Origin of the sequence: Arenibacter lacus, from assembly GCF_008711145.1 — a bacterium.
GTDB classification, from domain to species: domain Bacteria; phylum Bacteroidota; class Bacteroidia; order Flavobacteriales; family Flavobacteriaceae; genus Arenibacter; species Arenibacter amylolyticus.
Window position 1 is genome coordinate 40,450 of record NZ_VVIN01000030.1, and the last position, 6,395, is coordinate 46,844.

The window sequence follows — 6,395 nt, forward strand, 5'->3', positions numbered from 1 at the left end:
TGGATTCTGTTACTTATTTTTAAGGTCCTAAATATAAGAAATATGATTGTAGAAGTGTGCGCCAATTCTTTAGAATCTGCTTTAAACGCCCAAAATGCTGGTGCTGACCGAATTGAATTGTGTGCAGAGCTCGGGGTAGGTGGGGTAACCCCTTCCTATGGCTTGTTAAAAGCGATAAGAAAACATATAACAATTCCCGTAAATGTGCTGATTAGGCCCAGAAGTGGTGATTTTACCTATTCCGAATCGGAATTTGGAATAATGAAGGAAAATATTGCCTTGTGCAAGAAATTGGGATTTAACGGAATAGTTTCTGGGGTATTGCATTCAGATTTTAGTTTGGATGTGGAGCGTACCAAGGAACTGTTGAAAATCTCCTCGCCGCTGGAGTTCACTTTCCATCGTGCGTTCGATTGGGTGACAGACCCCATGAAAACATTAAAGCAATTGGAAAAGATGGGGGTGGCTACCATTCTAAGCAGTGGGCAGCAGAAGACCTGCGAGGAAGGTTTGGAACTGTTGTGGGAGTTGCAAAAAAATACGCAGGGTCTAGTTATTATGCCTGGAGGAGGTATACGGGATACCAATGTGCATATCTTTAAAGAGAAGGGGTTTGCAGCAGTGCATTTGTCGGGTATCCAATTTCATAAAACCTTGGCCCAGAAACCGGAGATTCCGATGAGTTCTCCTAGTTTTTTAAGGGACGACGAAGTAGGGGTTAGTAGTCTGGAGGTCTTGCGAAATGTAGTGTGTAGGGTAAAAGAATAGGAGTGGTGCCATGCCTAGTGGTTGAAAACCAATATCTTTACTAAAAAATAAATACATGCTTAGATGGATCGTTTTTGTTATTTTATATGTTCTTCTGGCAATTTATACCTTGCAAGCACTTAGGACAGTCACTAGGTTTCCCTGGGTGTATTACGGAGGGATGGCGCTTTCCTTGTTGGTGCTAGGTAATTTTATTTATCAATTCACCTTGGGCGATACCCCAGGGAGGGTTTTAAACGTTCCCAAAAGTTACGCCTTTGGTTTGCTGATGGCTATCTTGTCCTTTAAGGTTATTACCATTATCTTTCTGTTCTCGGAGGATATATTTAGATTTCTATCCGGACTGTATTTAAAGGTAAACGGTACTCCAAAAGTTTTTAGTTTGCCGGAGCGAAGGCGATTTTTGAGTGTGATTGCCTTGAGTATTGCGGCCTTGCCTTTTTCCGCTTTGCTTTATGGGATGTATAGGGGGAAGTATAATTTTAAGGTGTTGCGCTATCAAATGGAGTTTGAGGATCTGCCCGATAGTTTTGACGGTTACCGAATAACGCAAGTTTCCGATTTTCATTGTGGCAGTTTTGATAACAGAAAGAAAATTGCCTATGGTATAGATTTAATCAATAGGCAAAAAAGTGATTTGCTGCTGTTTACGGGGGATATGGTGAACAATATGGCGAAGGAAATGCTGCCGTGGAAGGATCTCTTGGCTAGTCTGGAAGCGAAGGATGGGAAGTTTTCTGTTTTGGGGAATCATGATTATGGGGATTATGTAGAGTGGGAAACCGAGAAGGAAAAGAGGGAGAATCTAGAGATGTTGATGGAGTTGCAGCGCGAAATAGGTTTCGATCTAATGCTTAATGAAAGTAGGTATCTCAAAAGAGGTGCGGATAAAATTGCCTTAGTAGGGGTAGAGAATTGGGGGAGAGGAGGCTTTAAAAAAGCGGGGGATCTTAACAAAGCTACGGCCCAGATACATAAAGATGATTTTAAGATCTTAATGAGTCATGATCCCTCGCATTGGGAAGATCAGGTTTTGAAACACCCCTATCACTACCACCTTACCCTGTGCGGACATACTCATGGAATGCAGTTTGGGATAGAGATACCGGGCTGGATAAAATGGAGTCCGGCAAAATGGCGCTATAAATACTGGGCGGGGGTTTATGAAGAGTTGGGACAGCTGATTAACGTGAATCGCGGATTTGGATTTTTGGGGTACCCAGGGAGAGTAGGTATCTGGCCCGAAATTACCGTAATCACCCTAAAAAAGAAGTTGGTTGCCTAAGGGAGGCAGCGCTAGGCTTCATAAAAACAGGGCGGACGATGGTTTTTTGGCATTTTTTCTTATTTTTGATTGATAAAGCAACGAATACTATATGTCTAAGTTTGGAGATTTAATTGATATCAGCGGTCCGGTATTATTGGACTTTTATGCCGAATGGAATGAGCAATCCACCGCCATGCATGCGGTTTTAAAGGATGTTGCCGCAGCATTAGGCGATAAAGGCAAGGTGATAAAAATTGATGTGGATAAAAATAAAGAGCTGGCCCAAGCCCTTAGGGTGAAGGGGCTTCCTACCCTCATGATCTATAAAAAAGGAGAAATGGTATGGCGGCAGAGTGGGGAGCAAGATGCCAATACATTGATTGGTATCTTAAACGAGTATATCTAATGCGATAAAAGCATAAAAAAACCGGGACTTTAGTTCCCGGTTTTTTTATGCGCTGTTGTACCCTTTATTGAATAGGGGTAATGCTATCCAATTTCTGCTCTGGGATAATATCCAAGGCTGTAGAGTCTACCTCTGCTGGCTCTTCTTCTGGCAGCATGTCTTCTACGGCATCGCTTCTGTAAAAGCGTTCGAACTTGGCAATGTATTCGTTGAAAACAAGGGTTTCTTTTTCTGCCATATTTTTCTCCTTGTTGTTGATCAGGATGTCTATTATTCTACTGTAGGCTTCTAGATCAGGGATAATATCGTCTAGGAACATGCGCTGATCTTCAAAGGGAAGACTAACATAGTAATCTAAGTGTTCCTGATATATGGTCTTTAGTTTTTGGTAGAGTTCACGTGCCTTTTCAGTTTCACCTACTTTAAAATAGCCATCTACAAAAGGTTCTACAAATGCATAGTATCCAAAATATTCCACGGGCATGTTCTCCATGGCAATATCTATGATTTCCTTTGCTTTTTCTATTTTATTCTCTTGGATTAAGGCCTCCGTTAAACGAGCCAAATTTCCGCGGAAAGATAGTGCTTGGGTCCGTGTCTGTACGTCGTGATAAATGTCTGGGCTCCCAGCGTTGCCCCATTCCCATTTTTTTACGATATCGTACATTAAATCGGTATCTATCCTTCCCATTTCATAGCTATTCCTGTTCTGGGTTTTAATAGGTACCAATTTATAGGCCAATCCATCTAGTTGCAGGTAATCCTTCATCCAGATATATTCTGCAGGATCAAAACTTCCGCCAGAAAAATAGATAGGACGCTTCCAATCGTTGTTGGCAATGATATCCAACATAAGGATCCTGTTTTTGGGTAAGGCCGATTTTGGAAGGTCAATATCAATATAGTCTACAATAAGGGCAGAGTCTTTGGCTTTCACCAAGCCGCTCTCCAGAACATTTTTCTTGTTTACGGGGATCCTGATCTTATTGGTGGGGTAGAATACTACGTCCAGATTGTTTTCCGAATATTGGCTAAGATCGGCTCCTTGTCGCTTTAAGATGCTCTTAAATTTGGTTTCTTCCCTGTCGCTATCTATCCAATTCATGAAATCTTTTATGTTCCATCGGTTTTCCGTTAAACCATTATAGTAGATGGCATCTCTGGTACCAAACCTATATTTTTCGTGAGTTAGCTGAGACGGGATTGGCTCACTTTCATAGGCCTGCATTTTCATTTGGTCTATGTACCAGTCCGTGGCAAAAAGGCTGGTGTTCACCACCCGTACATCTGTGCGGAAACCTTCTATCTCCTGTACATACCAAAGGGGGAAGGTATCGTTGTCCCCTATGGTAAATATAATAGCACCGGCATTTTCCTGAGTAGAAGACAGGTAAGCCATGGCGGTAGTCCTTGCGGTATATCGATTAGATCGGTCGTGGTCGTCCCAATTTTGGAATGCCATTACCCCAGGTACAGCCAGTAGGCAAAGTAAGGTGATTGCCGGGGCCAGTATTTTGGGTTTTAATAATTTTCGGAATTCCTCAAAGAGTCCGTAGACCCCTAGGCCAATCCATATCGCAAAAATATAGAACGATCCCACTAGGGAGTAGTCCCGTTCCCTAGGTTGAAAAATGCCGGGGTTGGTATAAAATTGTATGGCAATTCCGGTGAAAATAAAGAATACAAACAGCACCCAAAATTGCTTCGGGTTTTTGCTGATCTGAAATATGAGTCCAATGATCCCCAAAAGTAAGGGTAAGAAGAAGTAGGTGTTCCTTCCCTTGTTGTTTTTGATGTCGCTGGGCAGGTTTTCCTGGCTGCCTAGGCGAACACTATCTACAAAGTTGATACCGCTAAGCCAGTTTCCGTGATTGTTGTACCTACCTTGTATGTCGTCTTGTTTTCCAACAAAATTCCACATAAAATAGCGCCAATACATATAGTTAAACTGAAACTGGAACATATAGCTGATGTTTTGCATCAACGTAGGAGGTTGCACATCTATATATTCACTAAACTCCCTTAAAAATCGTATATACTGGGAAGTGTCTATTTCACCTCTGGCATACCCATCCCTAAAGCGGCCTACAGCTTCCCTTAGTTCGGTATTTCCTAGGTAGGACGATTTTATCTTGAATTCTAGCGGGTAAAAATACTTCATGTAATTCTCCGCATTCTGCTCGCTCCACAAGCGGGGTAAGAATCCAACGTGATTGGGGTTGGGGCCTTGTAAAGCGTTCTTGTATTTATTTACAATGATGTATTTTCCAGTCTCATAGTCTTTCTCGTACTTGGGTTGCTCGTCCCTTTCTTCACCTGGGGAGGCAAAGGTGTTGGAATAGTAGGCGCCGTAAAACGGACTGTCTACCCCTGGGTATTGCTCTCTATTGTAGTATGCTAATAATGACCTGGCATCCGAGGGGTCGTTTTCATTAATCACCACATCGGCATTGGCCCTTATTGGAAGCATTAACCAAGAAGAAAAGCCCAAGAACAAAAACATAAGGCATAGCGTAATGGTGTTTGCTGTGACATAGTGGTTCTTTCTGGTATAACGAAGTGCAAAAAAGAAAATCCCAATAAAAATAAGCCCCATTATTATGGTACCCGAATTAAAGGGGAGTCCAAGATTGTTAATGAAAAACACCTCGCTCCATCCAAAAAGTTTTAATACGTAGGTGAGCGAAAATTTGTAAACCAACAGTAAAATGGCCACCGAGATAATATTGGCTAATAGAAAGTTCTTTATGGTTGTGGTCTTGTATTTCTTAAAGTAGTATAACAGTCCAATAGAAGGGATTGCTAAGAAGCCCATAAACTGAATACCAAAGGTGAGTCCCACTACAAAGGAAATGAGAATAATCCATTTATTGCCTCTAGGGTTATCCAAATCATCTACCCATTTTAGACCTAGCCATAGAAGGAGGGCCATAATAAGACTGGCCATGGCGTATACTTCTGTTTCTACGGCGTTAAACCAAAAGCTATCCGAAAAGGTAAAGGCCAAAGAGCCTACCAATCCGCTACCTAAGATGGCAATGGCCTTGCTATTGGTCAGTTCTTCTTTTTTTGCAATGAGTTTTTTGGTGAGGTTGGTAATGGTCCAGAACATGAGGAGAATGGTGAAGGCGCTGGAAACGGCCGACATCATATTGACCATTTTTGCAACTTGGTTTGCCTCTAGGGCAAACATGGCAAAAAACGCCCCTATAATTTGATATAGTGGGGCTCCTGGTGGGTGACCTACCTGTAATTTAGCGGAAGTGGAAATGTATTCCCCGGCATCCCAATAACTAGCGGTGGGTTCTACAGTAAGGGTATAAACGGTTAGGGCTATAAAAAAAACAAACCATCCAGTGATGGTGTCCCATTTTTTAAAGTTAGTTACAAGCATTTGGTTTGTTGTTATGCAAAAGGGCGAATTTACTAATTATATAATATAAACAGCCATTTTTTCTTAAACCTTTAACAGGTATAATGCGCTTTTAATGTTACTTGTAAATGGTAGGCTTGCATGTTTGGAATAGAAGGAGGGTGTAGGTGTTTGGGGGTTTAAAGGTGAAATATGAGTGGGTGAATTGGCTGGGGGAAAAGCATTTTTTCACTATTTTTGTAAAATGATGTCAAAATGTTTGTGGATATAAAACTTTGTTCTAAATTTGCACGCTGAATTACGGTAATGGTCTATGGTGTAATTGGCAACACAGCTGGTTTTGGTCCAGTCGTTCTAGGTTCGAGTCCTAGTAGACCAACAATAATTTCCCGCAAAGCATTGATACAAATGGATTGCGGGATTTTTGTTTTTAGGGGTGTCTTTTTAAGGCTTTTTTTGATGTTGGCAGTTAAGAGATCATGACTAGTTGTTGTGTTTATGTAAATGATTAATTCTGATTTAAGTAGGGCTTATTATTCGGATTTCAATTAAACTATACCTTTCCCCCTCAATCAAAATAC

The 6,395-nt window shown here is 41.4% G+C and carries 4 protein-coding genes and 1 tRNA gene; 4 read left to right on the forward strand and 1 reads right to left on the reverse strand.

What is annotated here, in order from left to right; all coding sequences use genetic code 11:
- Positions 1-42: 42 nt before the first annotated feature.
- The 3 genes from F1E73_RS10320 to F1E73_RS10330 all read left to right on the forward strand — a co-directional run bounded on the left by F1E73_RS10320 (position 43) and on the right by F1E73_RS10330 (position 2,441).
- Positions 43-768: a copper homeostasis protein CutC gene (locus tag F1E73_RS10320; protein WP_086477667.1), complete on the forward strand. Its 726-nt coding sequence runs from the start codon at positions 43-45 to the stop codon at positions 766-768.
- A 55-nt stretch (positions 769-823) separates the two neighbouring features.
- The gene (locus F1E73_RS10325; RefSeq protein WP_086477666.1) at positions 824-2,053 is read left to right on the forward strand and encodes a metallophosphoesterase; all 1,230 of its coding nucleotides are present in this window, start codon (positions 824-826) and stop codon (positions 2,051-2,053) included.
- 91 nt (positions 2,054-2,144) lie between these two features.
- Positions 2,145-2,441: a thioredoxin family protein gene (locus tag F1E73_RS10330; RefSeq protein WP_086477665.1), complete on the forward strand. Its 297-nt coding sequence runs from the start codon at positions 2,145-2,147 to the stop codon at positions 2,439-2,441.
- A gap of 64 nt (positions 2,442-2,505) precedes the next feature.
- On the opposite strand, the gene F1E73_RS10335 is transcribed toward F1E73_RS10330, so the two are convergent.
- Complete coding sequence (locus F1E73_RS10335; RefSeq protein WP_150451851.1) at positions 2,506-5,835, reverse strand: glycosyltransferase family 117 protein; 3,330 nt, start codon at positions 5,833-5,835, stop codon at positions 2,506-2,508.
- 286 nt (positions 5,836-6,121) lie between these two features.
- Here F1E73_RS10335 and F1E73_RS10340 point away from each other — a divergent pair.
- Positions 6,122-6,193: transfer RNA gene (locus tag F1E73_RS10340), tRNA-Gln, on the forward strand.
- Positions 6,194-6,395: the final 202 nt, after the last annotated feature.

What these genes read in the sequence shown, in the direction of transcription:
- F1E73_RS10320 (WP_086477667.1), top strand. Translation starts at nt 43, where the DNA reads ATGATTGTAGAAGTGTGCGCCAATTCTTTAGAATCTGCTTTAAACGCC.
- F1E73_RS10325 (WP_086477666.1), top strand. Translation starts at nt 824, where the DNA reads ATGCTTAGATGGATCGTTTTTGTTATTTTATATGTTCTTCTGGCAATT.
- F1E73_RS10335 (WP_150451851.1), bottom strand. Translation starts at nt 5,835, where the DNA reads ATGCTTGTAACTAACTTTAAAAAATGGGACACCATCACTGGATGGTTT.
- F1E73_RS10330 (WP_086477665.1), top strand. Translation starts at nt 2,145, where the DNA reads ATGTCTAAGTTTGGAGATTTAATTGATATCAGCGGTCCGGTATTATTG.